Source organism: Dictyobacter kobayashii (assembly GCF_003967555.1).
GTDB classification, from domain to species: Bacteria; Chloroflexota; Ktedonobacteria; order Ktedonobacterales; family Ktedonobacteraceae; genus Dictyobacter; species Dictyobacter kobayashii.
Genome location: NZ_BIFS01000001.1, coordinates 2,959,794 through 2,984,800 on the forward strand (window position 1 = coordinate 2,959,794; position 25,007 = coordinate 2,984,800).

Consider the following 25,007-nt stretch of genomic DNA (forward strand, 5'->3'; position numbering starts at 1 on the left):
GACCTGGCTATATGGTTTTCGCCCTTTACCCTCATGCCGGGTAGACAAGGTGCATGCAGGCACAGTAGGTGAGTAAGTGAACTTGGCCATAAAACTGCACCTCCTTGACTGGACGAGCCAGAATTTGAAAAAACAGTATTCTTTTAAGAGCATACTAGAATCATTATACGTTTGTCAATGAGTAAATGTGACAGGATTTTCGTTGGTTTTTTTGGCATCTGTGTACGATATGACTGCCTGCTTTTGGGACAATTATTTAACACTACTTGACATTCGGCGGGGATTGTAGTATCCTATGGAAGTTGTCGCGGGATAGAGCAGTGGTTAGCTCGTCGGGCTCATAACCCGGAGGTCACAGGTTCGAATCCTGTTCCCGCTACCAGTGTTTTTACACTTAACCCTATATTGACGCGGGATAGAGCAGTGGTTAGCTCGTCGGGCTCATAACCCGGAGGTCACAGGTTCGAATCCTGTTCCCGCTATCAGTGCTTTTGCACTTAACCCTATATTGACGCGGGATAGAGCAGTGGTTAGCTCGTCGGGCTCATAACCCGGAGGTCATAGGTTCGAATCCTGTTCCCGCTACCAGAACCCCTTCCATAAATCCTATGGAAGGGGTTCTTTTTTATCCATTTTTGTGATCGTTGCCTGCAATATCTGATACCGTCTAAGAGAATATTCCTAATATATAGAGAGGGTTTATTTCTCAATATTCTATTGGTCCATCCAGTGCTTCTCTCAGGGTTGCTCCTACCATGCCGATTTCTCGTGTCAGGTGGTCCAGATATTTTTGTACACCGTAAATGCGCTCCATCAAACGAATCGTTCCATGTTCGCGACACTGTTCGATGGATTCAACGGCCAGCTCTGCCCCACTCTTTATCTCACCTCCCCGTACCAGTGCCATGGCGCGTGCCGTTTTTATCAATATCTCCCAATGCTTGGTTGGCTCTAAACTTTTTTCGGCTTTATCCAGATATTCCATTGCTTTTTGCATATCGCCCAGGTGGGTGTAGCTGCGACCATATTCTTCATAGACCGTGCCCGGGCTATATTGGCCACAGGTACTACTTTGCTGCGGATCAACTTGATAGGATAATTCTTCCGCCAGCGCCATGACGTTTTCAAAATCATCAATTCTGCCCGCGCGTAGATATGCGCGCCCTAATAACTGGATACCATTACCTCTTGCGGCCACGTCCGCCTTTGGCGTGGTATCACGTGCAGCTTCCAGGTATGTGATACCTTTTTGGATATCTCCACCGCGGCAGTACATATCTCCTTCATAGGTCAGGGCAATATTTAGCAGGGTGTCATTGCGGATCAGGCGCGATACACGTTCCATCTCGCGATAATAATTGAGCGAATAAGAGGCTTCATTCGCCCTGGTAATCACTGATTTAACATAACCTGCCAGGTGTAGCGCCTGGGCTAGCTTTTGTAGCAGAACGGGATTCTCTGTTACGATCTGTGTATTAAGATCCTGCAGTAAGCGCTCGATCAGGTTGTTGGCTTCATAACTACGGGCTACATGGATTAATTCCCAGACATGATGTAAAACGGCATCGATCTGATCCACCGTCAATATTGTATATGTAGACTTGGCGATCCCCAGTCGCTCAGGTTCTGCGCCCAGCAAAGTGGCAATACGCCGTAATTCACGTACATCATGGAGCAGCGTATCCCCACTTTCCCAGCGTCTCAGTGTACGTACATCGATAGATAAATCATTAGCTAACTGTTCCTGGGTTAATGTATACTTATCGCGATACTCGCGTACAACTTGAGCTAATGGCGAACTGCTACGATTTTTTTTAGCATGTACTGACATCGTCTGTCCTCTTCCTAACTCCGACCTATCCACACCAATAAGCGATAGATGTCCTGTAAAACTGAACTTTTTTAGTTTAATACTGTATTTGGAAGCTATGTCTAGTATATCAAGCTTTTAAGGTTTTTGACAATACGAATAGGAAGAAAGGAGCCGGGGCTATGGGTGAATGTAGGAGTGAAGTGGCAAGGCTCAGGGAGCAAATAGAAACGGTTTGTGGGGCAATGAATCAGATGCTATCTGGCTATGCTATCACTTCCAGGCATGACATAATTAATCATAGATATAGCACACTGGGTTCATACCAGGAAGAGCTTGAAACATTTGTTGGAGAGCAGCAGGCGCTAGAAATCGTAATTGAAACCTATAACCGTGTTGTACGTTAGCTGTTCGCGCCGTTTACAATAAATAATATATTCTTATTTACTTTATCACAGGCCGCTTGATGAATTTTGTCAATCCGACAAAATTCATCCAATAACCCCTTGCATCCTATTGATAGTCGTGATATTATAGTGCCGTAAAGAAACGACAGCAAAATCCCTACTAAAACAAGGATCTGTCTATTATGGCGGCGTAGCTCAGTCGGTAGAGCAAGGGACTCATAAGCCCTGTGTCACAGGTTCGATTCCTGTCGCCGCTACCATCTTATGGGGAGCTCAAAAGAGCTCCTCTTTTTTTGTGAAAATGACTGGTCCCTGTGTCATATGTCATTATCACTTGCTTACACCTGCATCAATTGGAGTATATCATATTTTATCTGGGCTTATAAGTCCCTTGCTCTACCGACTGAGCTACGCCGCCAGAATAGACAGTTCCTCTTACAAACACCTAGCGACAATGAGTCCACAGATGGAGCCAGCGTAATATTCAATGGAACCAGGCTCCTTATTGTCCTCGACCTGTTCGACCAGGTCTCTCAACAGCTCGATAATGTCAGCGTCTGAAAACTCAGTATCCTCGCGATGCTCTTTCGAATGCAGCGATATTTCATACCCTCGTATAAAGTAAGGATTGCTCATAGGAATGTTGGGCACCAGCTGGGAGCCCTCCTGACTCCCAGCAATGTGTACAATCATGTTTTGAATGGTGACCAGGCTCATAATATTCTTACCCTCATACCGACACATAAACCAACAATATCGCCGTCATTGCTAATGAAGTAGTAGCAGGCGCCCACTGGTAAAGGATTGGACACACTCTCAGTCACACATGTACCAGGCACCGGCCCTTTTGAGTTCGGCCGCGCAAATTCAACGGTCCCAGGCACCCAGCGACTGCCAATCTTAATTGCGATGTACTGATTACTCGAAACGTCCGCACCATCAGCTCTGTCGAGCGCATAACGGCCGCGTGTGGTCGAGGGGACCAGCATATATGTTTGTCTCTCCATTACTCATCCTCGCTTTCATCACTGGCCAGGAACGCATAACAATCTTGTTTCGTACTCAGGTAGGTAGTGATACCCTCTTCACATTCGGCCTCATCCTCGCCGGTCACATACACACATGCGTAAAGCTCGCCGTCCTGGGTGAAGATGTCATAATTCTGTCGCATTAAATCGACCTCCCCATAACCCGGCGTGTGGCCTCAGAGCCGGTCAGCAGCCCGCCCTGGTATGCCTCATTTGTTCGCTGTATTTGCTCCTGGTCCTCCTTGCAAGGGCATGTAGGGTCATAACAAAAAGGATTGTCATCGGTATGCTCGATGTAATCCGACTGGATGATAGGGACTGCTACATACTCATAGTCTTCATCGCGTCGTCTCTTGCTCATTGTGCGTTACCTTCCTTCCCTTGCAAGGGTGTAGCAGGGCGATAGGGCGGGCAGTCTAAAGCTATGCCCAGACCAGCGCGTACGTCGCCACTATTGAGGAAGTTTCTTAAAGCGCGCGCTTCCTGGGCGCTCAGCTTGGTAAATGCTGGCTCAAAGCGATGCTCGATGATGATTGAACCATCTGGCCAGAGGCTGAATTCGTAGAAGTTGGCCTGTTTGAGCTTGATGGGCGCGCCCCTGGGAACATCGAAGGGATAGGGAGTCGGTACGTTTGGCTCTTGTTGAAAATCTTGCATTATGGTAATCTTTCTGTAGACTTTCTACTAAGCGGAGAGCAGTTGACGCTACTCCCCGCGGAGAATATTGGTAGAGGCGTGCTAATCGACTGTAGCAGCTGGGATTAGCACGCTTTTTTCATGGCCTGCTCAACCACAGCGCGTGTGACTGGCCAGGACTCCACACACCGACACTCATCACCATTCCACTCATCCAGGCTCGCTGTGCCATCCTCAGAGACGTACACATCGTACTGGTTATCGCTGGCCACCAGATGACAACGGACAGGGGCAACATTGGACTCTTCGATGGTGAATGTAACTTTGCTCATAGCTGTAAATCCCTTTCGTAGCTGAATAATGAACTGAAATGAAGTAGAGAGAAACGCGGGCGTCTGGCGACTATCTCATAAAAGAGAAGCCGCGGGAGCCGTTCAAATTGCCGCGCGTACCAATGTCGGGAGTCGGAGCGGCGACCGGCTTCGCTGGTTTCATGGCCAGCGCCAACAAGGTCAATTCGTGATCCTGGATCAACACTTCGATCTGCTCAGGAGTAACTGCAGGCGCCTCTGATACGGTCGTCTGCTCGTCCTGAGTAGCTGCAGGCTGTACAGGAGCATCGATAGGAGTAGTAGCGGTCTGGGCCGCTTCAAAGGCTTTCTTCGCAGCCTCAGCGCGGCGAGCCTGCTCGATGGTCTCCAGCTGGGTCATGTGGTAGCAAGGTTTGCGAGCTGGGCAGCTGCAGCCGATTGCCTGGCCATGCAGGAGAGTGGTGCAATATTCGTTCTTGCCATTAGAGGAGCGAACTTTGTAGCTCACCAGACCGGTAGGAACTGTATTGCACTTGTGGGTGTAACGGGCGATGATCTGCACTTGCTTTACAACTTTGCTTGCCATTTTTGAAATCCCTCTCTTTGCTTTGCGGTTGCGTTTCTCTTGGTATGTGAAGATTATAACATGACAGTAGTGGACAGTCAAGGCATTTTGCTACCAATATCGTCAATTTATCACTATTGAATAAAATTGATTGACTATTAAAGACAGATATGCTATATTATGGAAGTAGCGAGACTGTTAACGACATGTTTACGCATAAAATCACGAGAGGAGGCCACATGAGCACTATGGCTGATGGGATTTATTCACTTGAACAAGTAGCAAAAATGCTTGATGTCAGCGAGCGGACCGTTACGCGGCAGATCAAAGCTGGAAAGCTAAAAGGCTTTAAGGTCGGTAAGAGCTGGAGGTTTCGAGCAGAGGCCGTCGACGAATTCATTAAAGGTCAAGAAGCTTCTGCTAAAGAAGATGCAGCTGCTGAGGATACGGACGATGACGCGGCATAGCCAGGGAAGCATGGTACTGACTGGATTAGGCCCCTGTCGCCATGCTTCCCCTGTAGACGCCTCATTCTAACATGCGAGGGGATTTTTTTCTATCACCTTTCTGGTCGTCTCGACTAGCTTCGCAAGCCATCTTATAACCCATCCAGGTATGATTTGTAGGGCAATTGTTTTTACTATAGCATGGAGTGATTAATGATCACAGAGCATATAAGAACACAAACACACCGTAGCAGAGCTAGATCATTCGGTATGCCTGCAACCCTTTCATGTGAAGAATGGGAACAAACGATTGCTGATTTCAATGGGCTTTGTGCTTATTGTTTAAACCATCCATTCCAGGTCCTAGAACACTTTGTTCCTGTTTCAGTCGCTGGGACAACAGCAACAAACTGTATTCCAGCGTGTTTCCAGTGCAACTATAAAAAAAGTAATCTTGTAGGAGCTGCCCTGGTCGAAATATTCGGAGATGCAACAATCAATCGTATCTCTCAATATTTGAAAACCCGTGAAAGCGCTGGAAATACCACCTCGACGCTACAACAACCAAGGTGGTCAACACGCCCAAAACAAACCAGATATATTGCACCTCGATTGGAAGAAAAACAACAATACTCCATCCAGGAGCTTCATGAAAACCTCACTATCACCTTAGCAGATTTGGCAAGGGCTAGCGAAATAACCCCTAAAAGCCTAAATCGCATCCTATATGGTGATAGAGTAACCAGGAATTTGGCCAATAAGCTCTTGCTGGTCTTGTCTAAAGTTTACGATCGACCTTTAACCATTAAAAATGTTACTGGCATCAATCTATACAAGTAACCCTTGCAAGGGTTGGTGATACCTGTTTGTTATCGAGATTACAAAGCCGATAGCTTTTCGTTATCACCTCCTCTTTACACATTAATAATGTATCACAACACAGCACAACACAACACAATAAAGCACAATCGGCAATAGCGGACATAAAAATATAAAAGACTATTCAAGCGCATCGAATTACTATAAACTGTGAAGGAAACAACCATAATCGAAAGCTTGTTCTCATACTCATGACGAGACAAACGATCAAGTTAGCTGAGCAGTGTTCTCAGAGGAAAAAAGGATGAAGAAAAATTTGAGCTGGGGGATGTCCTCGGCGACGTGAGAATAATCAGAATGGATGGGTTCTAGTTAAGTTTTTGCCGACTACTAGAACCCTTGCAAGGGCCGGTTAACGACACGGCGTCGAGCACATTTTGATTAATCAGTAAGTTAACCAACGATTGCTTATCGTCAATATCATCTTAACATGCTACACAAAATGCAGCAAGACACTATCTGGCGACGGTAATCGATGGGGAGTGACAATCATATGGTACAAACACCCATCCGACCAGGCACGCGAAAAAAAGCAAAAGATATCGACTCTGAAGTAAGGGAGTACATTCAGGGGCTCTGCAAGGGAGTATGGCCTGATGATCAGCCTGAAGATTTTGGAGAATGGAAAGATGTTATTGAAGATATAGAACGCATCTTTACAAAGACTCAACAGGCCACAAAAAGTAACGCCCAAAAAATAGCCGAACAAATCAACAAAACCATCACAGGATTATGTAAAACAGATCCTGCCTTAGCTGAGCTATTAAATCCACCTCCAACGCTCGATGATATCGAGATTGAAAATGAGGACATATCCTCATTTGTCGAGCTTCCTGAGTATGCCCAGCTGGCACCATCCCTTGCAGAGGGGGCATGCCCATGGCTCGATAAGTACGTGCGCTTTTCACGCATGGCCAGCCCAGAAGCTTACGATGACTACCATGTGTTTACTGGTCTCTGGGCGCTCTCGGTGGTCAATGCCAGACGCGCCTACTTACCTTTAGGGAATGAGCGGGTCTATGGGAACCTGATGATTGCTCTCTATGGCAATTCATCTCTCTTTGCCAAATCAACCACCGCTCGTGTAGCAAAAAAAATGCTGATCGAGTCGGGCCTGGGACATCTACTCGGACCAGACAAACCCTCGCCGTCAAAACTACTCTCCAATATGGCAGGTAAGCATATTGCCTCTGACTATAGCTCACTTCCCATCGAAAAGCAGGAGCTGATCAGAAAAAAAATGACCATGCCTGGTCAGAAGGGAATGTACATCGACGAGATCGGCAAATTCATTGAGTCTGCTCTTAAAAAGAACAGCACGAACTCTGAGTTTGTCGATATCCTCTTAACGCTGGATGCATGCCCCCTGAGTTTACTCCAGATACCCAGGCAAGGGGACCAGAGCCGATCGTACAACCCTATATCACCATACTGGGAGGGATGACACCACCCAACTTACAGGAACATGGAAAAGCAGGCTCCGGCATATGGAACGATGGTTTCTTAGGTCGATTTAGTTTTGTCGCCGTCGCATCGAAGCAGGACAGCAAGATAGCAACGCTGGATGCTGGCATTGAAATACCCATACCAGAAGACCTCAAGGCAGAACTGAGAGACTATCATGCACGCCTGGGCATTCCTGAATGCTCCATCACAGAGATCATCGATGAGAACAACAAAAAGACTGGTCGCTTTCAAATCGAGCGTGAAGAGTTGCCAGAACATCGCTGCGAAATCACACCAGAAGCGAATGAGGCATACAAACGATACCGCAAAGCTCTCAAAACCATGCTGAAAGACTTTCCTCATGATGATTTGAATGCGTCGTATGATCGCCTGGCCGGGACCGCGCTTCGCATGTCTCTGCTCATGGGTAGCCTGGGAAACAATCATCACATAGAACTGAGACACTGGGCAAAGGCCCAGGAACAAGCCGAAATCATGCGTAAAAGCGTGCATCGCATCTATGACCAGACCAACGGACCTCGCCAACAAACTGCATATGCAAAAATCGAAGAAGATATCCTCAGCGAAATGAAAAAATGGACTGAACGTGGTTTCGAACGAATAACCGCATCTCAGCTGCGCAACAAATCACGAAACCTCAAAGCATACGGACGCGCCTACATCGAAGAGATGATGCTCAAACTTTGCAGCAGCGAGTTCGAAAAGCACACAACCGCAAAAGGAGCCAAGTGCTTTAGCTTGAAATAGATTACCTAGACAAACTAGACATAAGCTAGACAAAAATGTCTAGCTTGCCAATCAGCCTCCGGAGCGGGTTTATGAACAAAAAACACCAAGCTAGACAAACTAGACACTTTTTAATAAAAACATCCCATGCAAGGGTTAGAGGGAGTCATACTATGTATAATAATATAATATATATAACAAATTGCTATATTATTTATATTATTATACATAGTATGACTCCCTTGCAAGGGTTTTGTTAAAAAAGTGTCTAGTTTGTCTAGCTTGACAAAAAATGTATTTAAAATGGCTTGTAGAGCGGATTTACAAGCTAGACAAAAATGTCTAGGTAGTGTCTAGCTTGTCTAGTTTGAGATTTGTACCTACTCACACCCTTGCAAGGGAAGAAAGAGAGTTATTGAATGCTTCACATTCGAGAGCTTCAACTACACGGAGAACATTGGTTCATCCATTTTGATGGGCCAGCTGATGACGTCAAGGGCCTGGTCGCCGCCTGGTCTGCATTGCCCGATGATCGCGCCCGCTGGGAGCCGTATGCTTTTGCTGGCCGGGGAGCCTGGCGTGTTGGTTTTGATGACTTGTATGATGTTCGACCTCGTTTCGATCGTTGGTTTATTCGGAGTATGCATGATGCCATAGTGGTAGCGCAACGACTAAAGAAACAGCATATGCAGGTTCCTGCTTGTCAGCTGGTCTTTGCAACCATTGTGTTGTGCATGCGCCCCAGGAAGCTAAACGATACTAAATCTCAATAATAAAATTGTCTTACATAAGACAAATATATAGTTTTTTGTCAGGATGTTCGACGTATCGCCGCGGTGCGATTGTTGGAAAGGATTGAGCCATGATCAAGATTGAATTGCTGATCAGACATCCCCAGGGGGAGCCGGATCTGTTTTGTCCTGTCTTTATTTGCGATTATTGCGGCCGCAAGATAGAGAAAGCTTCCCAGGGCATGTATCACTACAGGCAGGATGAGCGTTGGCAACCAAAGAATGAAAGTATCCTGATCTATCATAAGCGCCCCTGCTCGGACCTCGCAGAAGCAAAAGAAGTCGAGCAGGGGGAGCTGCATTTTCCCTGGATTGAGTTGCGCGATCTGCCTGGATACCTCGCGAACAATGCGGAGATCGATTGGGCGCGCATGATTGAAGATTTATGCCCAGCGGACCAGCTGCAGGCAGTGCAGAAAGCAGTCAGGAAGCGGATTAAAGATACATTGTCTCAATAATAAAATTGACTTACATAAGACAATTTCATAGTTGTTTGTCAGGGTGGGGCAAGGCTCGCCGTCGGGCGATTGTTCCACCCTCTAAAGCATCAGGAGGAAGTATCCAATGATCAGAAATCAGAGCTCAGTACCGGTTATCTTGCTCACGAAAGCGCGCCTATCCTGGTTTGTGTTCAACAATCAGTCATATGCACTTATGGCCTGCTCGGCCGAAATCTTCCGATTGTTTGTCGCTGACCAGGCGTCCATCACATGGACGGACCAGGAAGCGCACCAGCTGCTCGCCCAGGCGACACTTGATGACTACGATAGATGGTTTATCCTGCTCAGCCTGGGCAAGTTTTTGAAACGCAATAAGCGAGCATTGCCTTTCTATGAGAGTCGGAAATTAGCAGAAAACGCGATTACAGCCAATTCTGAGCGAGCAACGCGACCAGATAGCCAATCACAGGGCACATATCGCGCTAAACGGTCTCAGCGTGTCCGTAGTGCGAAATTGGTTCAGACAGTGTAATGTCTGGTTGACAGAAAGAGGGGCAACGTATGGACACGCCGGAGACTCCCAGCGGACCGGAATTGTTACGCGCCATCTTGAAAGAGCGGGAAGCGCGAGCCAAAGACAAACAGTATCAGGCGTTTGATCGGGCATACCGAAAGCGCGTGATGAAAGAAACCATGATCCGCCCTGGCCAGGGAGACACCCCTTGCAAGGGTGAACAAGAATAAAGAAAAGACCACTTATCACAAGTGGTCTTTTTCGTTGCCAGGTGCTTATGCCTGTTTGTTTTTGCGCTCAACCTGCAGGGTGTCCCAGCGGCTCAGCTGGTCTAGTTCGTCATCAGAGAGATCGCGCAAGATGATCTTGCCGGCATACTCTCCTGTTTCAACCCACCTGTATTTAGGTTCGACAATGGCAAGCAGGGCCTGCAGCTGTACCTGTTCGTCAGGCGTAAACAGCGAAAGATCCCAATCGATTGTTTGTTTGATTGCCTCATTGGGTTGCAGCTGTTCTTTTATTTTCTTGATCTGCTGTTGGATATTTGGAGTTGTTCCCATTGTGCTTACCTTTCTTTGACCAGGGCCTGCAGTTCTGCAAGCTGTGCTTTGATATCGGTCATTTCGTGGGCTTTGAGCGCCTGGTCTAACCAGATCTGAGCGGCGCGTACCTGAGTTGATTGTGGCTCATCGCTGATCATATTGCGCTGTAAGGTGCTGATTGCCAGGTCAATCCCTGATTGGAGCTTGTTGAGTCCCTGGGTAAAGGCGTGATCACGTGCTTTGCTCAGTTCAGCCTGGATTGCAGGCAGTTTTAACCAGCGATAGGCGGTCCTCTCTGATACTTTTGCCGCGGCGGCTGCATCTGCAATAGTTGTCAGGCAGAGCAAAGCTGACACAAAGCTCTCTTGCGCTGGGGTCAGTGTTTCTGGGGTATCGCTCATGTTCAGCACCTGTCATTTTCTGCCACGCTCTTTAAAGAAACGCCTTTGCCTAAAGTTAACATGTCATACGTACATCATGATCACTACAATGAAACAGTGCTAGCTGTTACCTGTTCAACATGCAGTGTGTTTTTCTTCTTGATTAAACTGTCTGCAATATCGAACCGATGATAGAGGAGGTTGCGTCCTATGCGAACAGTGCGTATCACACGTTTACGACTTTTTGCCATCTTGCAAATGTAGTTGGGAAGGATCGGGCGCCCCAACTTCTCACTCAACACCTGGGCAGCATCGCCAGCGGTGCAATAGTCGTGAATATCTTCTTTTTTCTTCATAAAATCATCCTTGCATCTAGGCAGTACCAGATGATAAATAGATACACTTCTCTGCTTATTTAGTATATCAGTTTGCAGTAGTCTAAGCAATCTAAAAAAGAAGGATAAAAAGATGATACGGATAGACCATTATTTACTTGTATTTATGGTCTGAACATGCTAAAATTGCAGCAAATAGGTACTGATTATTCAAAGAAATCAGTACGAAAATAGAGAGAGGAAAAGAATATACATGCCAGAGAAGAATATCATCACAGTTTCAGACATCGTCTCCAGTGAGACTCCTATGGCGCTGGCCGGCGCAATCGCAAATGAGCATGCAGAGCGATATGTGTTCAGTGAGTATCAATTACGTCTCTCATCCAACACACGTCGCCGCCAATCTAATGACCTCGCTCTCTTTGTGCAGTATCTTACCCTTGCAAGGGTAGAGGTTACAGTTGATGCGTTACTCTCATCGCCTGGCGCGTGGTCAGGTATGACACATGGGCTTATTGATGGGTTTGTCCGCTATCAGCTCCAACAAGGCTATGCGATTGGATCCATTAATGTGCGATTATCGACGATCAAAAGATATTGCTCCCTGGCTGCTCGGGCAGGAACGTTATCACCTGCTGATATGGGACTCATCACTCTGGTAAAAGGATATCGCCATAAAGAGGGGCGTAATATTGACCAGGCCAGAGAACAAACACGACAAAAGCGCGCTAAGAAAGCAGAGCCTATCTCTATTTCGCCCGAACAAGTAAAGCAGTTAAAAGCGCAACCTGATACCCCTCAGGGGCGTCGCGACACACTGCTGATGTGTCTGCTTTTTGATCATGGGCTCCGCTGTGGTGAGATCGCTGATCTACCAGTGACTGCAATCAATACACATACAGGGATGCTTACCTTTTACCGAGCAAAGGTTGATAAAGTTCAGACGCATACAGTCACCCGTGATACCCTTATTGCTGCTCTACGTTATTTTGAGGTATGCAAGCCTACTGAGCAGCTCCTGATGGGAAGTCACAAAGGCGGCGCGATGTCTGGACACATGAGTGAGCGTGCTATCACGAAACGCGTCAACACACTTTGCAAAGCAATCGACGTTAGCGGCGCATCCGCTCATGATGGGCGGCATGCCTGGGCAACCAGGGCTGTGCGTGCAGGGACTAATATCAAAACATTACAGGACGCCGGTGGCTGGTCCAGTATTGCGATGCCTGCCCGCTATGCTGCATCTCAGACGATTGCGAATGAAGGAGTGAAACTCGACTAACATTATTTTGCTGTATCAGTACGATCAATTTTTTATGCTTCATCTTTGTTAAATTTCCAATAATGAATTAACAAGCCATGAAAAGGAAAATAAATTCATGCAAGTTCAATCACCATCAGAACAACTTTTCTTTTCAACTGTGCTAATTGAAGCTGTTTCACAACAGAAGCAATCACAAGGAAAAGGAACGGGATTTATATTCTCATATCTCTATAAAGGGAGGGACGCTTTATTTCTAGTGACGAATAAGCATGTAATAGCCAATGCTCATACATCACGCTTTTTCTTCACGAAAACACAAGATGGACAACACCCCTTAATCGGACACCGCGTTGACATTGAGACAGACCAAGTATGGTATGGTCATCCAGATCCTCAAATTGATGTAGCAGTTACTCCACTTGTTCCAATCATACTCCAACTGCAAGCAAAACAACCTGGCAATCAGATTTTTTTTAGATCCATTCCATCTAGTTTGATGCCAACTGATACCCAACTTCAAGAACTGGATGCTATGGAAGAGGTAACATTTATCGGTTACCCTAATGGTATATTTGATGAAGTGAACCTCTTACCAATTCTACGTAAGGGAGTAAGCGCAACACCTCTTCAAATCAATTATAATGGCCAACCTACGTTCCTTATTGATGCATCAGTTTTTCCTGGATCAAGTGGGAGCCCTGTTTTTATCTGTGATAATGGAGGATATTCACAAAGAGGAAATTTTGTGGTTGGCGCTAGGGTTTTATTCTTGGGTATTATCTCTGCAGTGTTTTATCGTAGTGAATTTGGACAAATTGAGCTTATACCAATTCCAACGGCACAACAACACATTCCAGGTGTTGAAATGAAACAAATGATTGATTTAGGAGTTGTTTACAAAGCATCTACTGTTATTGAAACAATTAAACATTGCGTTGCATCTATGGCTCAAATCAATAAAGCTTCCTCTGAGAAAAAAGAATTAATCGACTCCATTCCCTTGCAAGAGGGGGCAGAGCAATAAAATGGGTCATGGTCCACTTTATAACAGAGCTCCCCTGGTCGTTTATGTGGCCAGGGGAGTAAGTTTTTTAGTACAGTCGTGCTGCTCGGGCCTTTTGCACTTGCGATCTGAATGCGGCCTGGTGGCGTGCAGTCATCTCGTTATAGCGGTCAAATCGTTCTGCTTGTTTGCGCTCACTATCCAGACGAGCAATCTCTGCATCGATCTGTTGTCGCTCTCCTGGATCCAGTTGCTCTACAAGCGTCGTGAGGCGTTCCGCATGAGCTGCAACACTCTGAGCCCTGTAGCGTTTCTCACGCGCCTCAAACCGTGGCACATGGCGTGCATAGTGTTTGAGAAATGTACTTGCCATATCGTTTACACCAAGCTTTCGTGTGATGCCAGTTTTGCCAGATAATCGCTCATCACTGCCTGCCGTTCTTTCAAAAATGGTCGGAAATCTTCAGGATGATCAATGTGTGGAGACATCAGACTCCATAATTGATCCATGTCAATCGTGAGATCTGGCATCAGGCGATGAAAGAGAACCGGGTCATGTGTGCGCATCCTGGCCATCGCCGGGCCTTCACGTTCCAAGGTCGTATACAGATCCTGGTAGGCCATGAGAACACGTTGCATCGACGATCCCAGCTGCTGTTCTGTTGCCTGCTCTATTTGAGCGGAGAGCATTCTGAGGTGTTCCGCTGCCTGTGCTATCGATTGCTCAAGCTCCTGGATTGCGTCTCTATCCTGCTGCAGGTGCGCGGCGTCGATGTCTTCATGCTGCTTATCGAATGCAGCGAGCTCAGATTGTGCTGTGCTCTGTCGTTGTTCTGCATCAAAGAGAGTATCCGCATAAACGCTTTCAGTTGCTGTATTAAGGTGCCTACTCAGTGCCTCTTGCGCCGTACGTACCGCTTCCTGGGCAGCTGTGGCGGCTATAAGGAGTGGCGTGCGCTCTTTGGACATGAGGCGTTGCGCAGATAGCTTTGACGCAAATTGCTGCTGTAAGACTGAACAACGTGTACGCTGTTCATCCATATGCGCTCGAATGTGTGTCTGTTCACGCTCCAGGTCAGCCAGCGCATTCTGTGTCTCTGGTTGTGGCTCTTGTGGTTTTGTTGCTTTAGTGCTCATAATTTTTCCACCTTCTAGAAAGGATGACATGTCATGCGGACAATCATACGTCAATGCTCTGAGAAGCGCAAGAAATGACCTTGACACGTGGCCATAGAGTTATTCCTCTTCATGCCCTTGCAAGGGTGAGATGCCATTGTGCGTTTGTTGAATCCGATAAAAAGAAAGCAGGCCAGCGCCTACGTGCCAGCCTGCTTTTTCATGCTCTGATTTATTGAAGAGAACAGGAGCATTGATGAGATTATATCATCTACCATAAACCTCTTTTGCGCCTGGGATATTGTGTAGGAGGCTCAGGAGTTTTGTCAATTACCCCAAACTGCTCCTCAATCACGGCATCATTAATGTATTGGCGAGACCCTGATTGATTGTGATACCAGACTCCATCTTCTGGATCTTGCCACCAGTATGGACACTGCATATTATTTGAACAATATTCGCAATCACTGGTATCAGTGTAATGCTGCTTGCTCATTCCATCACTATCACGTTTATTTTTATCTTGGTTGCCACCTTTGCCCTTCGCCATGGTTGATCTCCTTTGGCCTGTTTACGGCTAAATTATGAACTTCTGCCCAGTTCGGGAACGGAATAACTTGCAATGTGCTCTCTTGATCACATTCCTCATATCCAAATGCAGCCAGGGTAAGATGCTCTGAGAGCACACGCTGATTCTCATTGGGTAACGCATCGAACGCACTAAGAAGCATTTCTAAGCTGTCATCAATCAGAAGCACACTTTGTGCTCGCTCGCGTATCATTGCGACAATTCTTGTTAACTTAGCTTGAGGACCATCGCAGAAAAAGATCTGGCCCTCATTCGGAAAGTCATTATTCTTGAGCCATATCCAGGTAGACCTGGCCAGGGCCGCATTCCACTGCTCATTAAAGTTGATGACGCGAGCCGTACAATAGCTAAGTGCATTACACCGTTTCACAAGATAGCGGACCCCTTGCAAGGAGCCATGTATCATATGGCATGCGGCCACATAATGTGGGTGAAAGCGCAAGGCTGTAAACTGATTTTGATAGCGAACCTCACCCATTTTTATGCGATGCGCTTGAGCCTGGGGAAGCGCATGAAACGCTTCCAGGCTCCTGACGCATGCAAGTTGCTCCTTTGGGATCGCAAGATTTAATACGTCATCATAAATGGACAATAAACGAGGAAGATTTCTAGTTGCTAAAACACCGTCAATATCTACGAGGATTGTTGTTTCCACCACACGACCTCCGCTTAAAACAAAACATATGTAGGCAAAGATTATAGCATTACATGCTACAAAAGATGAATGTCATCTTCCCAATGATCAGCAGGAGGATAGACTTTCTCAGGTCTTTGCTCTGACTCAATCGCTTCTGAGATATTTTTGCTGGCCAGCCTATCAACTATTTTTTGTTCTTTGACTTGTTTCTCCAAATTGACCAGGTTCTTTTCTGCATAGCTATGCTTCTCAGCCATGGCAACGTCCTGGGACTCCCAGCTATCAGGATCGTCGAGCACACATTCATCCTGCTCGTGATCACAGGAGTCATGAATGGTGTAGTTGATATCGGGCGGTGTGTACGGCTCTGCAATCACCTCATTGGTCTCTGCGTTATGCTTCAGGATAAAAGAAATGCGTTGCTCCCCTTCTCCCAGAAGCAGATAATATTCAGTCCAATGTTGTGTTTTTTGTTCCTGATGCCAGACTATTGACTCTGCCATGATTATTTGCCCTCCTGATTGAATCGTCTCGCCACTTCCTGGTTTGCTGCAATACGTTGCTCTTTGCTCAGAGCTATAAATTTCTTTTCGCATGCTGGGCAGCGCATACGATTTTGAAATTGATACTGAAACGGTAGTTGCCTCTGACAATCAACACAGTTGATAATCACATCTTCAAAGCTCATTGTTTTCCCCTCGCTGTTTCTTTGCAATCAGCTGCTCTACTATCTTTTGTTCTTTGACTTGCCTCTCCAGGTTGACCAGGTTCTTTTCTGCATATCCATATTGCTCTGCCATGGCGACGTCCTGGGACTCCCAGCTGTCAGGATCATCGAGCACACATTCATCCTGCTCATGATCGCAGGAGTCATGAATGGTGTAGTTGATATCGGGCGGCGAGTATGGTTCTGCAATCACTTCATTGGTCTCAGCATTATGTTTTAAGATAAGCGAGATACGTTGCTCGCCGTTTGCCAAAAGCAGATAATATTCAGTCCAATGTTGTGTTTTTTTCTCCTGATGCCAGACAATTGACTCGGTCATGATGGTTTTTCCTTTCCTAAATTTGGCTGTACTTTTGCGTACGAATGATTTTTGTCTATACCCTGTCTACATCGATGTACATACTTTGTCTGTACGCGAGACAGGTGTACATACTTGTGTCTATAGGGTATGTACAGGTGTGTACACCTCTGTATTTGGCTGTATTTCACTGGAAACATACTGCTCATATGCTTCTCTGATCGGTTTGATGGTCCGACTGTAATTGATGCTTTTCTCTGTCGCGATTTTTGACCAACTCATGCCACCTAGGAACGCGGCGACCACATCAGCGACTTTTTCAGATGAGACACCAGGGACCTCTAGAGGCGGGATGACGATATCGGTCAGACCGTCCGTGTCGGGCGCCTGGTCAATAGTTCCTTCTGGTAAAAGCCGCGGCTCCTGCTCTGCATTTACCATCTGACCAGCTGGGAGACTATAGAGATTTTGGGTGATTTGCAGGACATTTTGATGCACCTCAGTCACCGATGATCGCATTTCCTGATTATCCCTTGCAAGGGAATACACTTGTCTGGACAGGCTCTCAAATGTCCCTTTGTCTATAGTGGTGTCTATCCTGTCTGCAAGTTTTTTCAGCTCTGTATACACCCTGTCTATCCTGTCTGTACTTTGGGCCTGCTGTGCAGACAGGGTATGTACAGTTGATGCTAGCCCTTTCACTTGTTCGACCTGGTCGAGCAATAACTGGTCATTCGCCTGGGCTGTTTGCTCTGCCTGAGCAATGACTTCCAACTCTGCTTGTCTCAAGTCATGCATAGTGTGCATGTAGATTACAATCAAGACAATCCTTGCGAGGATGAGTACCTTATCAATGATGTCCGTCGCCTGTTTTGCTGGTGGATACAGATAGCCAACAGTAATCAGTCCGACGGTGAGGATCATTAAGCCGATCAAACACTTGGCCAGCTTCTTTGCACTTTCGGCCGTCTTGCGAGCCTCTGTATCCTGGGTGCTTTTCAGCACATGCTTGGCGATGGTATTGAGACCAAAGCCAGCAATGTCGAGCGTGATAATTTGCGTGCCCATGACAATGTTGATGAGCAGCTGGGGAATGGTGACATTCGGGATGATCTGCAGGATGTTACACACCATGCATCCAAAGAGTATCCAGCCAGCTGCTCGACCGCCATAACTGATAAAGATATCCCAAAGGTCAGATAGCAGGCCTGATTTCTCTATAGCTGCATGTTTCCAATGGTGCTTTGTTTGTGCGCTCATCTCTACTCCTCCCTTTAGAGTCCGTACTCATCACAGATCGCTTTGAAGACATCGTAGTTTTTCTGACTGGTATTCCAGGCTTTACTGACATTCTCATACAGCCAAATTCGCAATGCGTTGCGCGTTGGAGCCTGACCAGATTTCAGTAAAATGCCGTAGGCTTTCAGCACTTCTGCCGATTGCTCAGGCGTGAATTTGGGCGTATTCTGGTCGTTAATAGTCTCTTCACCCTCGTGAATATTCACAGGGCATTCACGGTCATTCACAGGCTCTACAGGCGTATTCACGTATTCATTCACGGCAAGACTTGACTGATATTTTGTGCTCATAAATTTAGATATGTCTTGCTGCTGTGAACGTGAATGTGAGAACTGTTTTTTCAGATGGGCGACTTTAGGTGTTACTGATACGTGTCGGGCCAGCTGCTTATCAAAATGAACAATGATAGGATCGTGTGTAAAGCCCATGACAACCCCTGTCCCTTGCTGCAGGCGCTTAATCACTTCTTTATCGACCAGGCCACCCGTTTCAACTTCACAGGCATTCAGATCATTCTTTTCAGCATGTGCCAAAATCACTTTGGTCTGAAGATTGGCGATGCTCCACTTTGCGATATTCGGGAGCCGCTGCGTCGCCAGAAGCAACGTATAGCCAAAGGATCGGCCGGTATTGGCCATACGGCTATACGCTTTGGTCATTGATCCAAAGCTTTCATCTGGCCTCTGCATGACCAGTGCTGATAATGGTTTACGTTCAGGCAGGAAGTTATGGGCCTCATCTGTAATCACCAGACATGGCCAGGGATCGCCACCCTGACGTTTGATGTCTTTTGACCAGTCCATCAGAGCATGCAGTAAATTCGCGATAACGGCCGCCACTTCATCGTTGTCCCCGTTGTAGCTGGGAACATCAAGAATAACCTGGAATGGTCCTTCCATAAGGATCTGTGCAAGTTCTGCTGTGTTCTCACTGGTGAGCGGAAAGAAGCCCCCTGAAAACTGATCTGATGCATCAGGATGCCCTGCTACAATGCCATTGGGGACAACATCGGTCAGTGTGTAGAACTCCCCTTTAAAATCGATGATTAAGAAGGGCATGCCGATCTGGCCAGCACTACGGGCGACCAGGCCGATAATGTTACTTTTGCCAGTCCCTTGACTGCCGGCGAGCAGCATACCTTTGCCTAAGAGATCATCCATGCAAGGGTCAAAGCGCTCTTGCGTCTCGACAATGCTGCCCAGCTGCAAGACATCGCTGTCAATTGCTGCCGCATAAGGATCAGTTGGCAGTGCTGGGAGACGTTCTGACTTTGGTTCTGTAATGTAGTCAGAGCCCTCCTCATCAGAGAAGGACTCACCGCGCAACTTGCTCAAAACTGCACTCATATCAAGATTTTTTGGGCCGTATTTCCACAGGAGAAATGCCGCGGTCCCTCCAAGAATGAGCCCTGGCTGGGAGTGAGTGAATAACTCAACCCCAGCACCTGCCAGAAGTGGACCACCCAAGTATTGCCATTTTGGAAGCGCTTTTGTTGTCATCGTTTTATTCCTTTCCAAAACCAGCTTTGATAAAGTGCAGCCCAGCGATGCCAAGAGTGGCAGAGCCAAGCGCGATAACGGACGATATGGCGACCTGCCACCAAAAATTATTGATGACCAGGCCAACATAGTTGTAATCAGTCACACAGTTATAAAAGGTGATCAGCACCGCGCCACCTGTGCAGGCTTTTGCCAGAAGCTCATTATGGCGCGCAATCGATTTGTGAAAATGCTTGTATCCGACAATGCAGGCAAAGTAAATGATCTGTGATCCCCAGCCCCATATGACTACGACAATTTGAGCAGGGGTTAAATGACCTTCAACCAGGTCAACCAGCTGCCAGAAAGTAGCGACGTCGGGACGTAAGAGCGACATAGCCCCACCATTGGTGATAGCGGCCTCGCTGGTCTGAACTTCTAAGAGGGTGCATATAATGCAGAAGAGGACCATGAGTACTCCGACACCGACAAGCCACTCATTGGCGCCCCTGATGGAGTCTCTAACTGAAGATAATCTGTTTTCGGTTCGTGTATCTGACATGAAAAAAAGCCTAGCCTTTCGTGTTGTAGAACATCGGTTTTACTAGGCTTGTGAGCATATCGGTAGCGCACATCACACAATATGTGTTACACTACAAAACAGCTCCACAAGCGCTTTGGTCACTCGTTGGAGTTAGCTTGTCAGTAGATCTTTGACCTCTACTGACAAGCGATTTAATACATTCGGGACTCTAGATAATCAATAGCTCTTTGAAGCATTTCACTATCATCTCCAAACATGCCTAATCCTACATTGCATTTTGTACAAAGTAGCCCTCTAAAGTTTCCTGTTTTATGGCAGTGATCAATGGATAATCGTTTGTCTGCTTTGCGATAGTTATCAAGACTCGTTTCTAATTTGCCACAGATAGCACACTTCCCTTGTTGTTTTTCAAGTTGCTCCAAATAGTCTTTTTCCGTGATTGAAGCAAGCTTTAAAGTCATCGTGAAAGCTTTAGTTTTCTTTGGTCTTTTTTTGAAGGTATGTTTGTGAGACTTTCTTGCTATCTTTAAACAAGTTTTGCATCTGGTATTGTATCCATCTTTACGTGTTGGATTTTTGTCAAATGCAGAATATGACTTCTCAATATGACAGTCTACACATTTTTTTGTTGCTGTAGCATCTATTTCGATTGGGGTATATTTCCTACGAGGATGAAGCATTCGCTTCAATTTAAGGCAATGCTTACAAACAGATTCAAGACCATCTTTCCTGCTGGATTTCTTTCCAAACTCTTCAAGAGGTTTAACTACTTTGCATTCATAACACAGCTTCTCTGCCTGCATTGTGTACCTTCCTTAGTCGCCCCTTAATGATATAATTGGGGCGGTTATCTGGGCGATCAGTGCTAGGACCGGAAAATCTCAAGCCACTGATCGCCGGGCTATGCCGCATTTTCTATGTCATTCTCTGCAAACAATTCCCCAGTTTTAACACCCAATGCGTTGGCAATCTTTTGCAAAGCATCAAGCTTAACCTCTGTTGTGTTGTTATTCCAGTAGCGTGTGAGAAGTGGGAGAGTAACACCGCTTTTGAGTTGTAGCTGTGACTTGTTCAGTCCTTGCGCCTCTGCCAGTTCTTTAATACGCAATCTAACCATGATTGGCTCCTTCGTAAAGAATAATTGCTACAAGGATAATAACACAACGACGTATTGTTGTCAATGTAACCATATCTACATATTGACAAGGATGTAAATATAGTGCATAATCCGAACAACGACGTATCTATGTCGTTGTTATTAAAATGGCAAGAAGAAAACCGCCCAAGCCCTGGAAAGCTAATCTGAGCGGTTTCTGTACCATGCCATGTCAACGCTATTGCCATTACATGATTGATGCCTATTATACACCGGTTTAATAGGCAGAAGGAAAGGTTTTTTCGCCATGATGCATGCAACTCTGACACAAATTCCATCTGTTGTAAGTAATCCCTCTTTACTCATCAAGAATTTAGCACCAATTTAAAATACACTCGCTCAGATGGAATCGAAGTCGAGATTTTTATTCTTTATGCAACTCTCTTTGAAGATGAAAATTGCATGGTCCCAGGAGACCTAACAATCTACATGAATCACACAAATGGCGACTTTTATGCTGGATTTAGTATTCCGTTTGAGGATACTCACTTACTTTGGCAACACCTTAACAGCACTCACGTTGCTTCTGTACTTGATGTACAACCTCAAATCATCCCAGACCGTTTTATTGCTGATATAGCAGGCATACATACGGTGAACAACAATATAGAGTCAACTTTAACTTACAAATGTCTAGTCAATACAGGTTATGGAGACCTTATTGATTTTTGCCTGCTCTACAAGGATGCTCGATGTAATATACCAGCATTCTTTGAGCTCAACGCCTTTGATGCATTTGGCACCACCTATCAGGATCAACATGTAAAATTATCCATCGAGGAAACACGTCTCCTGTATGGCTTTTTAAATCATCCAGAAGTGCAGGCACTTTATAGTCAAGTAAATCGCTCTTAAGAGCAAGCCCACAAGCGGGATAGTCGCTTTGTGTGGTTAGTAGTTGAGTACGTGTTGCGAGCACTGCTCAACTACGCTCAGATACCCTTGCAAGGGTATGGTCTCTACTTGAGATTATCTAAGACTGATTTGCCTGTTTTCCTCGCTTCCATTGATTTGATTGCACGCAAGTACACTTCTGTTACCTGCACACTTTCATGTCCCAACAAACGCGATAACACATAGATATCGCCGCCCTGCAGAAGAAAATTAATCGCCATGGTATGCCGGAATGTGTGAGCCGACACACGAACACCTTTGATCTTTGCATGGCGGCCGAGACGCCGTAACATCTGGTCCAGGCCAGTGACCGTCATTTTGCTTTGCTTATTGCCTAAAAACACATGATTTTCATTGTGGATCGATGGTCGAAACCGCTTAATATACTCATTCAAGCTCTTTCGTGATTTGAGTCCTAGTGGCACCTCCCGTTCCTTCCGCCCTTTCCCCATAACTTTGATATATCCTTCTTTTGCTGTGATATGAACATGTTCTAGCTGCAGGTTGCAGAGCTCACTTGCTCGAATGCCTGTATCGACCAGGACATCCATAATGGCTTTATTGCGAGCAACAAACACCGGAAAGACATTTTGCCCATTGGCCACATGCATCGCTTGCAGCTGCTGGATGCTAAAAGGCTCGATAACTTTCGTGTCGACCTTTGGCATAACCAGATTTTGCGCCACCTCCAATGGCAGATATCGCTGGCCAGGCTTGGCACACCAGAATAAGAATGTTCTGATACAGCGCATATGCCCATGCAGCGTATAAGTCGAAAGCGGCTTACCAGTGCGCACCGAAGGCTTTCGTAATTCCTGCAGGTAGCCTGCAACGTGAGCAGGCTTCAAATCAGGAACATGTAACCGTTTCTCCGCACACCACTTAGCAAACCGCTTCAATCGCCTGACATACCAGACCTGGGTCTCTTCTGAAAGCTCAGATATAACAAATTCATACTCCGAGAGAGCATCTAACACGGTGATTGTTGACCTTTTCCGTGCCATAAAAAAAACACCTGCTTTCAACTTTTCTCTAATGTCGTTGAATACAGGTGTAAAGCCAGTCGATAGCGATTATGATGTCAGACTAGGACTCATAAGCCCTGTGTCACAGGTTCGATTCCTGTCGCCGCTACCATTGCCCCCGATCTGCAATTCAAGCAGTCGGGGCTTTTTCGTCTCTCCCTGCGCCTTGAGATGCTTTATCAGCATATCTTCTTTATCTAGCATGTGGCGACCTCTTAGCCAGACTTTTAAATATCATTATTTTGATCACGTAACCAGTTTTGATATGTCTCCCAGACACTAGCGGCGATCTTATTATAACTGGTTTTAGGATTGGCAAGAGATAAACCAAAACAGCGCACAATTTCCTCATAGATAATGGTACTTAGCATATCTACCGACCTGGTTTCTTTCATCCTTAGTAAAACTGCATCAACCTCAATGTCATATTCATTATCAGGTGCACGCATAGAAACTAAGCCTAATGGATCATAGGAAGCCAGTATTTTAACGAAAAAGCTATAGAATTCTCCATATTGTGGCGTACTATTTTTATCTGCTCTCGCCTTGTTTCTGGTGAGGATTTTTCATCTGACATTTATGTTTACTCCACTGATACTATCTATAAATATTGGATATTGTAACACACATCCCTTTTTGAGAGCCACAATACTATAGATACAGTTGCGGCTAAATTAAATAGTTTATAACGAAAATCAGTATTTATGGTTTTTTGATCCCCTACTCTGTTATCTCTGCCTTTTTTCTGCGTTATAATTGCAGAGTTTGCTTTATCGAATTATACCTATGTGTTTTTATTCTATTCTCTTAGAGGTAATAATACTATGCGATATTTATTGGCTCGAATAAGTGTGCTGCTGTTGCGTAGCCATATGGGCCGCCTTGCTATTGGTATTGCGATTATTCTGGGTGGCATTTTGTATGGCGTGAGCTCTCATCAGGTTAACTACAAAGCTGTACCTGAGGGGAAATATCAGATTGTGCCGATGAGTGATGGTACCTATGGTTTTGTGCTGGATGGGACCGATACCTATTATATTGTTCATCCCACTGATTTTACTCCTATGCCTGATGATAATTCTTTTACAAATACCGATGGTATCGGTGAGATCTTTTATAAAGATGAAGATCCGCAGTCATTTATTATGAATCAAAAGGATGGTTCACAGGTCAATTCACAAGAGCTTACAGTCGTTAGTTTCTCTCTAACCAGTTCAAAGGATCAGCGCATAGATCGCTATGCGAGTAGCGGCTACCTGGCCAATCCGGATGGCTTTTATGATAACCGCTGGCCGGTAGGTATTCTGGTCGCGGCTCTGGGCTTGGGCGCTCTGGGCTTTTTCTTGATGCTGCCTGCTATGCAAGCACGACGCAGACAGAAACAAAGCTATCCTGCGCCAGCTTTTCAGGCCGCAAGTGTTTATGATCCCGGCCAGACTCAGCTGGCGACCCCATATGCTCCTCCTTCAGTAGTGCCTCAAGCTGAGAACCGACCTGATTAGGTGATTGTGATTATTTCGACCAGGGCTCCAGCAGTCCTGGTCTTTTTGTTTTTTGCTTGCCTCTAAATGGTGCTATCCGCCAGTTGCCTCTGGTGCGCAGAAAATGTAAATCAGTTACTGCGGCCGGGGTAAAATCGATGTATAAAAAGAGCGATGTGCAGGCTAATTATAAGCATTGAGCTATAGAATAATTGGATA

General features: G+C 45.9%; 39 protein-coding genes and 4 tRNA genes. 17 read left to right on the forward strand and 26 right to left on the reverse strand.

Annotated features, from left to right (window positions below; translation table 11 throughout):
• The first annotated feature begins 306 nt into the window (after window positions 1-306).
• The 3 genes from EL645_RS12955 (at window position 307) to EL645_RS12965 (ending at window position 588) form a co-directional block, all read left to right on the forward strand.
• Window positions 307-382, forward strand: a tRNA-Met gene (locus tag EL645_RS12955).
• Window positions 383-409: 27 nt separating this feature from the next.
• Window positions 410-482: transfer RNA gene (locus EL645_RS12960), tRNA-Met, on the forward strand.
• 30 nt (window positions 483-512) lie between these two features.
• Window positions 513-588, forward strand: a tRNA-Met gene (locus EL645_RS12965).
• Between the two features lie 118 nt (window positions 589-706).
• On the opposite strand, the gene EL645_RS12970 is transcribed toward EL645_RS12965, so the two are convergent.
• Window positions 707-1,831: a helix-turn-helix domain-containing protein gene (locus tag EL645_RS12970; protein WP_126550605.1), complete on the reverse strand. Its 1,125-nt coding sequence runs from the start codon at window positions 1,829-1,831 to the stop codon at window positions 707-709.
• Between the two features lie 161 nt (window positions 1,832-1,992).
• On the opposite strand from EL645_RS12970, the gene EL645_RS38885 reads away from it, so the two are divergent.
• Together EL645_RS38885 and EL645_RS12975 are read left to right on the forward strand one after the other, a co-directional pair.
• Window positions 1,993-2,217, forward strand: a complete 225-nt coding sequence (locus EL645_RS38885; RefSeq protein WP_136625204.1) for a hypothetical protein — start codon at window positions 1,993-1,995, stop codon at window positions 2,215-2,217.
• A gap of 184 nt (window positions 2,218-2,401) precedes the next feature.
• Window positions 2,402-2,477, forward strand: a tRNA-Met gene (locus EL645_RS12975).
• Window positions 2,478-2,652: 175 nt separating this feature from the next.
• On the opposite strand, the gene EL645_RS38890 is transcribed toward EL645_RS12975, so the two are convergent.
• The 7 genes from EL645_RS38890 to EL645_RS13005 all read right to left on the reverse strand — a co-directional run bounded on the left by EL645_RS38890 (window position 2,653) and on the right by EL645_RS13005 (window position 4,778).
• Entirely contained in the window at window positions 2,653-2,934 is a 282-nt protein-coding gene (locus EL645_RS38890) for a hypothetical protein (RefSeq protein WP_136625205.1), read from the reverse strand.
• Complete coding sequence (locus tag EL645_RS12985; protein WP_126550609.1) at window positions 2,931-3,224, reverse strand: hypothetical protein; 294 nt, start codon at window positions 3,222-3,224, stop codon at window positions 2,931-2,933. The genes EL645_RS38890 and EL645_RS12985 overlap by 4 nt, the downstream gene beginning before the upstream one ends.
• The gene (locus EL645_RS39270) at window positions 3,224-3,388 is read right to left on the reverse strand and encodes a hypothetical protein (protein ID WP_161977342.1); all 165 of its coding nucleotides are present in this window, start codon (window positions 3,386-3,388) and stop codon (window positions 3,224-3,226) included. The genes EL645_RS12985 and EL645_RS39270 overlap by 1 nt, the downstream gene beginning before the upstream one ends.
• Window positions 3,388-3,606 carry a hypothetical protein gene (locus tag EL645_RS12990; protein ID WP_126550611.1) on the reverse strand — a complete coding sequence of 73 codons (219 nt, stop codon included), beginning with the start codon at window positions 3,604-3,606 and terminating at the stop codon, window positions 3,388-3,390. Before EL645_RS12990 ends, EL645_RS39270 begins: the two co-directional genes overlap by 1 nt.
• Window positions 3,603-3,902: a hypothetical protein gene (locus EL645_RS12995; protein WP_126550613.1), complete on the reverse strand. Its 300-nt coding sequence runs from the start codon at window positions 3,900-3,902 to the stop codon at window positions 3,603-3,605. The genes EL645_RS12990 and EL645_RS12995 overlap by 4 nt, the downstream gene beginning before the upstream one ends.
• Before the next feature lie 104 nt (window positions 3,903-4,006).
• The gene (locus EL645_RS13000; RefSeq protein ID WP_126550615.1) at window positions 4,007-4,213 is read right to left on the reverse strand and encodes a hypothetical protein; all 207 of its coding nucleotides are present in this window, start codon (window positions 4,211-4,213) and stop codon (window positions 4,007-4,009) included.
• A 70-nt stretch (window positions 4,214-4,283) separates the two neighbouring features.
• Window positions 4,284-4,778 (reverse strand): hypothetical protein, encoded by a 495-nt coding sequence (locus EL645_RS13005; protein WP_126550617.1) that lies wholly within the window; start codon window positions 4,776-4,778, stop codon window positions 4,284-4,286.
• A gap of 218 nt (window positions 4,779-4,996) precedes the next feature.
• On the opposite strand from EL645_RS13005, the gene EL645_RS13010 reads away from it, so the two are divergent.
• From EL645_RS13010 to EL645_RS13045, 8 genes are all read left to right on the forward strand, one after another.
• On the forward strand, window positions 4,997-5,224 hold the full coding sequence (locus EL645_RS13010; protein ID WP_126550619.1) for a helix-turn-helix domain-containing protein: 228 nt from the start codon (window positions 4,997-4,999) through the stop codon (window positions 5,222-5,224).
• A gap of 192 nt (window positions 5,225-5,416) precedes the next feature.
• The gene (locus tag EL645_RS13015; RefSeq protein WP_126550620.1) at window positions 5,417-6,043 is read left to right on the forward strand and encodes an HNH endonuclease; all 627 of its coding nucleotides are present in this window, start codon (window positions 5,417-5,419) and stop codon (window positions 6,041-6,043) included.
• 532 nt (window positions 6,044-6,575) lie between these two features.
• Complete coding sequence (locus EL645_RS13020; RefSeq protein ID WP_126550622.1) at window positions 6,576-7,526, forward strand: hypothetical protein; 951 nt, start codon at window positions 6,576-6,578, stop codon at window positions 7,524-7,526.
• Window positions 7,523-8,296 (forward strand): YfjI family protein, encoded by a 774-nt coding sequence (locus EL645_RS13025; RefSeq protein WP_126550624.1) that lies wholly within the window; start codon window positions 7,523-7,525, stop codon window positions 8,294-8,296. The genes EL645_RS13020 and EL645_RS13025 overlap by 4 nt, the downstream gene beginning before the upstream one ends.
• A gap of 398 nt (window positions 8,297-8,694) precedes the next feature.
• A complete protein-coding gene (locus tag EL645_RS13030) occupies window positions 8,695-9,048 on the forward strand; it encodes a hypothetical protein (RefSeq protein WP_126550626.1) in 354 nt (117 codons plus the stop codon).
• A gap of 89 nt (window positions 9,049-9,137) precedes the next feature.
• Window positions 9,138-9,524: a hypothetical protein gene (locus EL645_RS13035; RefSeq protein ID WP_126550628.1), complete on the forward strand. Its 387-nt coding sequence runs from the start codon at window positions 9,138-9,140 to the stop codon at window positions 9,522-9,524.
• 106 nt (window positions 9,525-9,630) lie between these two features.
• The gene (locus EL645_RS13040; RefSeq protein WP_126550630.1) at window positions 9,631-10,038 is read left to right on the forward strand and encodes a hypothetical protein; all 408 of its coding nucleotides are present in this window, start codon (window positions 9,631-9,633) and stop codon (window positions 10,036-10,038) included.
• 29 nt (window positions 10,039-10,067) lie between these two features.
• On the forward strand, window positions 10,068-10,250 hold the full coding sequence (locus EL645_RS13045; protein WP_126550632.1) for a hypothetical protein: 183 nt from the start codon (window positions 10,068-10,070) through the stop codon (window positions 10,248-10,250).
• A 45-nt stretch (window positions 10,251-10,295) separates the two neighbouring features.
• On the opposite strand, the gene EL645_RS13050 is transcribed toward EL645_RS13045, so the two are convergent.
• The 3 genes from EL645_RS13050 to EL645_RS13060 all read right to left on the reverse strand — a co-directional run bounded on the left by EL645_RS13050 (window position 10,296) and on the right by EL645_RS13060 (window position 11,298).
• Window positions 10,296-10,580 carry a hypothetical protein gene (locus EL645_RS13050; RefSeq protein WP_126550634.1) on the reverse strand — a complete coding sequence of 95 codons (285 nt, stop codon included), beginning with the start codon at window positions 10,578-10,580 and terminating at the stop codon, window positions 10,296-10,298.
• 5 nt (window positions 10,581-10,585) lie between these two features.
• On the reverse strand, window positions 10,586-10,963 hold the full coding sequence (locus EL645_RS13055) for a hypothetical protein (RefSeq protein WP_126550636.1): 378 nt from the start codon (window positions 10,961-10,963) through the stop codon (window positions 10,586-10,588).
• An 83-nt stretch (window positions 10,964-11,046) separates the two neighbouring features.
• Window positions 11,047-11,298, reverse strand: a complete 252-nt coding sequence (locus tag EL645_RS13060; protein ID WP_126550638.1) for a hypothetical protein — start codon at window positions 11,296-11,298, stop codon at window positions 11,047-11,049.
• 232 nt (window positions 11,299-11,530) lie between these two features.
• On the opposite strand from EL645_RS13060, the gene EL645_RS13065 reads away from it, so the two are divergent.
• Window positions 11,531-12,559, forward strand: a complete 1,029-nt coding sequence (locus EL645_RS13065) for a tyrosine-type recombinase/integrase (RefSeq protein WP_126550640.1) — start codon at window positions 11,531-11,533, stop codon at window positions 12,557-12,559.
• Window positions 12,560-12,656: 97 nt separating this feature from the next.
• Entirely contained in the window at window positions 12,657-13,565 is a 909-nt protein-coding gene (locus EL645_RS13070) for a S1 family peptidase (protein WP_126550642.1), read from the forward strand.
• Window positions 13,566-13,632: 67 nt separating this feature from the next.
• On the opposite strand, the gene EL645_RS13075 is transcribed toward EL645_RS13070, so the two are convergent.
• The 12 genes from EL645_RS13075 to EL645_RS13130 form a co-directional block, all read right to left on the reverse strand.
• A complete protein-coding gene (locus tag EL645_RS13075) occupies window positions 13,633-13,917 on the reverse strand; it encodes a hypothetical protein (RefSeq protein ID WP_126550644.1) in 285 nt (94 codons plus the stop codon).
• A gap of 5 nt (window positions 13,918-13,922) precedes the next feature.
• Window positions 13,923-14,681 carry an HlyD family secretion protein gene (locus EL645_RS13080; protein WP_126550646.1) on the reverse strand — a complete coding sequence of 253 codons (759 nt, stop codon included), beginning with the start codon at window positions 14,679-14,681 and terminating at the stop codon, window positions 13,923-13,925.
• Between the two features lie 250 nt (window positions 14,682-14,931).
• Entirely contained in the window at window positions 14,932-15,210 is a 279-nt protein-coding gene (locus tag EL645_RS13085) for a hypothetical protein (protein ID WP_126550648.1), read from the reverse strand.
• Window positions 15,179-15,904: a hypothetical protein gene (locus tag EL645_RS13090; RefSeq protein WP_126550650.1), complete on the reverse strand. Its 726-nt coding sequence runs from the start codon at window positions 15,902-15,904 to the stop codon at window positions 15,179-15,181. Before EL645_RS13090 ends, EL645_RS13085 begins: the two co-directional genes overlap by 32 nt.
• A gap of 56 nt (window positions 15,905-15,960) precedes the next feature.
• Window positions 15,961-16,389, reverse strand: a complete 429-nt coding sequence (locus EL645_RS13095; RefSeq protein WP_126550652.1) for a hypothetical protein — start codon at window positions 16,387-16,389, stop codon at window positions 15,961-15,963.
• Between the two features lie 2 nt (window positions 16,390-16,391).
• On the reverse strand, window positions 16,392-16,574 hold the full coding sequence (locus EL645_RS13100) for a hypothetical protein (RefSeq protein ID WP_126550654.1): 183 nt from the start codon (window positions 16,572-16,574) through the stop codon (window positions 16,392-16,394).
• Window positions 16,564-16,932, reverse strand: a complete 369-nt coding sequence (locus tag EL645_RS13105; protein WP_126550656.1) for a hypothetical protein — start codon at window positions 16,930-16,932, stop codon at window positions 16,564-16,566. Before EL645_RS13105 ends, EL645_RS13100 begins: the two co-directional genes overlap by 11 nt.
• 120 nt (window positions 16,933-17,052) lie before the next feature.
• Entirely contained in the window at window positions 17,053-18,171 is a 1,119-nt protein-coding gene (locus EL645_RS13110; RefSeq protein ID WP_126550658.1) for a hypothetical protein, read from the reverse strand.
• A 14-nt stretch (window positions 18,172-18,185) separates the two neighbouring features.
• Window positions 18,186-19,556: an ATP-binding protein gene (locus EL645_RS13115; protein ID WP_161977343.1), complete on the reverse strand. Its 1,371-nt coding sequence runs from the start codon at window positions 19,554-19,556 to the stop codon at window positions 18,186-18,188.
• Window positions 19,557-19,713: 157 nt separating this feature from the next.
• On the reverse strand, window positions 19,714-20,250 hold the full coding sequence (locus EL645_RS13120) for a hypothetical protein (RefSeq protein WP_126550662.1): 537 nt from the start codon (window positions 20,248-20,250) through the stop codon (window positions 19,714-19,716).
• A gap of 173 nt (window positions 20,251-20,423) precedes the next feature.
• Complete coding sequence (locus tag EL645_RS13125) at window positions 20,424-21,035, reverse strand: endonuclease VII domain-containing protein (protein ID WP_126550664.1); 612 nt, start codon at window positions 21,033-21,035, stop codon at window positions 20,424-20,426.
• A gap of 98 nt (window positions 21,036-21,133) precedes the next feature.
• Window positions 21,134-21,349, reverse strand: coding sequence for a helix-turn-helix domain-containing protein (locus EL645_RS13130; RefSeq protein ID WP_126550666.1), 216 nt, complete (start codon window positions 21,347-21,349; stop codon window positions 21,134-21,136).
• Window positions 21,350-21,817: 468 nt separating this feature from the next.
• Between EL645_RS13130 and EL645_RS13135 the strand changes: the two genes are divergently transcribed.
• Window positions 21,818-22,243, forward strand: a complete 426-nt coding sequence (locus tag EL645_RS13135; RefSeq protein WP_126550668.1) for a hypothetical protein — start codon at window positions 21,818-21,820, stop codon at window positions 22,241-22,243.
• A gap of 104 nt (window positions 22,244-22,347) precedes the next feature.
• On the opposite strand, the gene EL645_RS13140 is transcribed toward EL645_RS13135, so the two are convergent.
• The 3 genes from EL645_RS13140 to EL645_RS39280 form a co-directional block, all read right to left on the reverse strand.
• Entirely contained in the window at window positions 22,348-23,286 is a 939-nt protein-coding gene (locus EL645_RS13140; protein ID WP_126550670.1) for a tyrosine-type recombinase/integrase, read from the reverse strand.
• 69 nt (window positions 23,287-23,355) lie between these two features.
• Window positions 23,356-23,511, reverse strand: a complete 156-nt coding sequence (locus EL645_RS39275; protein WP_161977344.1) for a hypothetical protein — start codon at window positions 23,509-23,511, stop codon at window positions 23,356-23,358.
• A 23-nt stretch (window positions 23,512-23,534) separates the two neighbouring features.
• Window positions 23,535-23,702, reverse strand: coding sequence for a hypothetical protein (locus EL645_RS39280; RefSeq protein ID WP_161977345.1), 168 nt, complete (start codon window positions 23,700-23,702; stop codon window positions 23,535-23,537).
• A 429-nt stretch (window positions 23,703-24,131) separates the two neighbouring features.
• Here EL645_RS39280 and EL645_RS13145 point away from each other — a divergent pair, with 429 nt between their 5' ends.
• Window positions 24,132-24,809 carry a hypothetical protein gene (locus EL645_RS13145; protein WP_126550671.1) on the forward strand — a complete coding sequence of 226 codons (678 nt, stop codon included), beginning with the start codon at window positions 24,132-24,134 and terminating at the stop codon, window positions 24,807-24,809.
• The last annotated feature ends 198 nt before the right edge of the window (window positions 24,810-25,007 follow it).

What these genes read in the sequence shown, in the direction of transcription:
- EL645_RS13140 (WP_126550670.1), bottom strand. Translation starts at nt 23,286, where the DNA reads ATGGCACGGAAAAGGTCAACAATCACCGTGTTAGATGCTCTCTCGGAG.
- EL645_RS39270 (WP_161977342.1), bottom strand. Translation starts at nt 3,388, where the DNA reads ATGCGACAGAATTATGACATCTTCACCCAGGACGGCGAGCTTTACGCA.
- EL645_RS13125 (WP_126550664.1), bottom strand. Translation starts at nt 21,035, where the DNA reads ATGCAGGCAGAGAAGCTGTGTTATGAATGCAAAGTAGTTAAACCTCTT.
- EL645_RS13130 (WP_126550666.1), bottom strand. Translation starts at nt 21,349, where the DNA reads ATGGTTAGATTGCGTATTAAAGAACTGGCAGAGGCGCAAGGACTGAAC.
- EL645_RS13070 (WP_126550642.1), top strand. Translation starts at nt 12,657, where the DNA reads ATGCAAGTTCAATCACCATCAGAACAACTTTTCTTTTCAACTGTGCTA.
- EL645_RS13105 (WP_126550656.1), bottom strand. Translation starts at nt 16,932, where the DNA reads ATGACCGAGTCAATTGTCTGGCATCAGGAGAAAAAAACACAACATTGG.
- EL645_RS13045 (WP_126550632.1), top strand. Translation starts at nt 10,068, where the DNA reads ATGGACACGCCGGAGACTCCCAGCGGACCGGAATTGTTACGCGCCATC.
- EL645_RS13085 (WP_126550648.1), bottom strand. Translation starts at nt 15,210, where the DNA reads ATGGCGAAGGGCAAAGGTGGCAACCAAGATAAAAATAAACGTGATAGT.
- EL645_RS12970 (WP_126550605.1), bottom strand. Translation starts at nt 1,831, where the DNA reads ATGTCAGTACATGCTAAAAAAAATCGTAGCAGTTCGCCATTAGCTCAA.
- EL645_RS13005 (WP_126550617.1), bottom strand. Translation starts at nt 4,778, where the DNA reads ATGGCAAGCAAAGTTGTAAAGCAAGTGCAGATCATCGCCCGTTACACC.
- EL645_RS38885 (WP_136625204.1), top strand. Translation starts at nt 1,993, where the DNA reads ATGGGTGAATGTAGGAGTGAAGTGGCAAGGCTCAGGGAGCAAATAGAA.
- EL645_RS13025 (WP_126550624.1), top strand. Translation starts at nt 7,523, where the DNA reads ATGACACCACCCAACTTACAGGAACATGGAAAAGCAGGCTCCGGCATA.
- EL645_RS13075 (WP_126550644.1), bottom strand. Translation starts at nt 13,917, where the DNA reads ATGGCAAGTACATTTCTCAAACACTATGCACGCCATGTGCCACGGTTT.
- EL645_RS13030 (WP_126550626.1), top strand. Translation starts at nt 8,695, where the DNA reads ATGCTTCACATTCGAGAGCTTCAACTACACGGAGAACATTGGTTCATC.
- EL645_RS13095 (WP_126550652.1), bottom strand. Translation starts at nt 16,389, where the DNA reads ATGGCAGAGTCAATAGTCTGGCATCAGGAACAAAAAACACAACATTGG.
- EL645_RS13010 (WP_126550619.1), top strand. Translation starts at nt 4,997, where the DNA reads ATGAGCACTATGGCTGATGGGATTTATTCACTTGAACAAGTAGCAAAA.
- EL645_RS39280 (WP_161977345.1), bottom strand. Translation starts at nt 23,702, where the DNA reads ATGAAAGAAACCAGGTCGGTAGATATGCTAAGTACCATTATCTATGAG.
- EL645_RS13145 (WP_126550671.1), top strand. Translation starts at nt 24,132, where the DNA reads ATGCGATATTTATTGGCTCGAATAAGTGTGCTGCTGTTGCGTAGCCAT.
- EL645_RS12985 (WP_126550609.1), bottom strand. Translation starts at nt 3,224, where the DNA reads ATGGAGAGACAAACATATATGCTGGTCCCCTCGACCACACGCGGCCGT.
- EL645_RS13065 (WP_126550640.1), top strand. Translation starts at nt 11,531, where the DNA reads ATGCCAGAGAAGAATATCATCACAGTTTCAGACATCGTCTCCAGTGAG.
- EL645_RS13015 (WP_126550620.1), top strand. Translation starts at nt 5,417, where the DNA reads ATGATCACAGAGCATATAAGAACACAAACACACCGTAGCAGAGCTAGA.
- EL645_RS13000 (WP_126550615.1), bottom strand. Translation starts at nt 4,213, where the DNA reads ATGAGCAAAGTTACATTCACCATCGAAGAGTCCAATGTTGCCCCTGTC.
- EL645_RS12990 (WP_126550611.1), bottom strand. Translation starts at nt 3,606, where the DNA reads ATGAGCAAGAGACGACGCGATGAAGACTATGAGTATGTAGCAGTCCCT.
- EL645_RS13020 (WP_126550622.1), top strand. Translation starts at nt 6,576, where the DNA reads ATGGTACAAACACCCATCCGACCAGGCACGCGAAAAAAAGCAAAAGAT.
- EL645_RS13055 (WP_126550636.1), bottom strand. Translation starts at nt 10,963, where the DNA reads ATGAGCGATACCCCAGAAACACTGACCCCAGCGCAAGAGAGCTTTGTG.
- EL645_RS13060 (WP_126550638.1), bottom strand. Translation starts at nt 11,298, where the DNA reads ATGAAGAAAAAAGAAGATATTCACGACTATTGCACCGCTGGCGATGCT.
- EL645_RS13040 (WP_126550630.1), top strand. Translation starts at nt 9,631, where the DNA reads ATGATCAGAAATCAGAGCTCAGTACCGGTTATCTTGCTCACGAAAGCG.
- EL645_RS13115 (WP_161977343.1), bottom strand. Translation starts at nt 19,556, where the DNA reads ATGAGTGCAGTTTTGAGCAAGTTGCGCGGTGAGTCCTTCTCTGATGAG.
- EL645_RS12995 (WP_126550613.1), bottom strand. Translation starts at nt 3,902, where the DNA reads ATGCAAGATTTTCAACAAGAGCCAAACGTACCGACTCCCTATCCCTTC.
- EL645_RS13100 (WP_126550654.1), bottom strand. Translation starts at nt 16,574, where the DNA reads ATGAGCTTTGAAGATGTGATTATCAACTGTGTTGATTGTCAGAGGCAA.
- EL645_RS13110 (WP_126550658.1), bottom strand. Translation starts at nt 18,171, where the DNA reads ATGAGCGCACAAACAAAGCACCATTGGAAACATGCAGCTATAGAGAAA.
- EL645_RS13080 (WP_126550646.1), bottom strand. Translation starts at nt 14,681, where the DNA reads ATGAGCACTAAAGCAACAAAACCACAAGAGCCACAACCAGAGACACAG.
- EL645_RS39275 (WP_161977344.1), bottom strand. Translation starts at nt 23,511, where the DNA reads ATGCTAGATAAAGAAGATATGCTGATAAAGCATCTCAAGGCGCAGGGA.
- EL645_RS13120 (WP_126550662.1), bottom strand. Translation starts at nt 20,250, where the DNA reads ATGTCAGATACACGAACCGAAAACAGATTATCTTCAGTTAGAGACTCC.
- EL645_RS13035 (WP_126550628.1), top strand. Translation starts at nt 9,138, where the DNA reads ATGATCAAGATTGAATTGCTGATCAGACATCCCCAGGGGGAGCCGGAT.
- EL645_RS38890 (WP_136625205.1), bottom strand. Translation starts at nt 2,934, where the DNA reads ATGAGCCTGGTCACCATTCAAAACATGATTGTACACATTGCTGGGAGT.
- EL645_RS13135 (WP_126550668.1), top strand. Translation starts at nt 21,818, where the DNA reads ATGAATCACACAAATGGCGACTTTTATGCTGGATTTAGTATTCCGTTT.
- EL645_RS13050 (WP_126550634.1), bottom strand. Translation starts at nt 10,580, where the DNA reads ATGGGAACAACTCCAAATATCCAACAGCAGATCAAGAAAATAAAAGAA.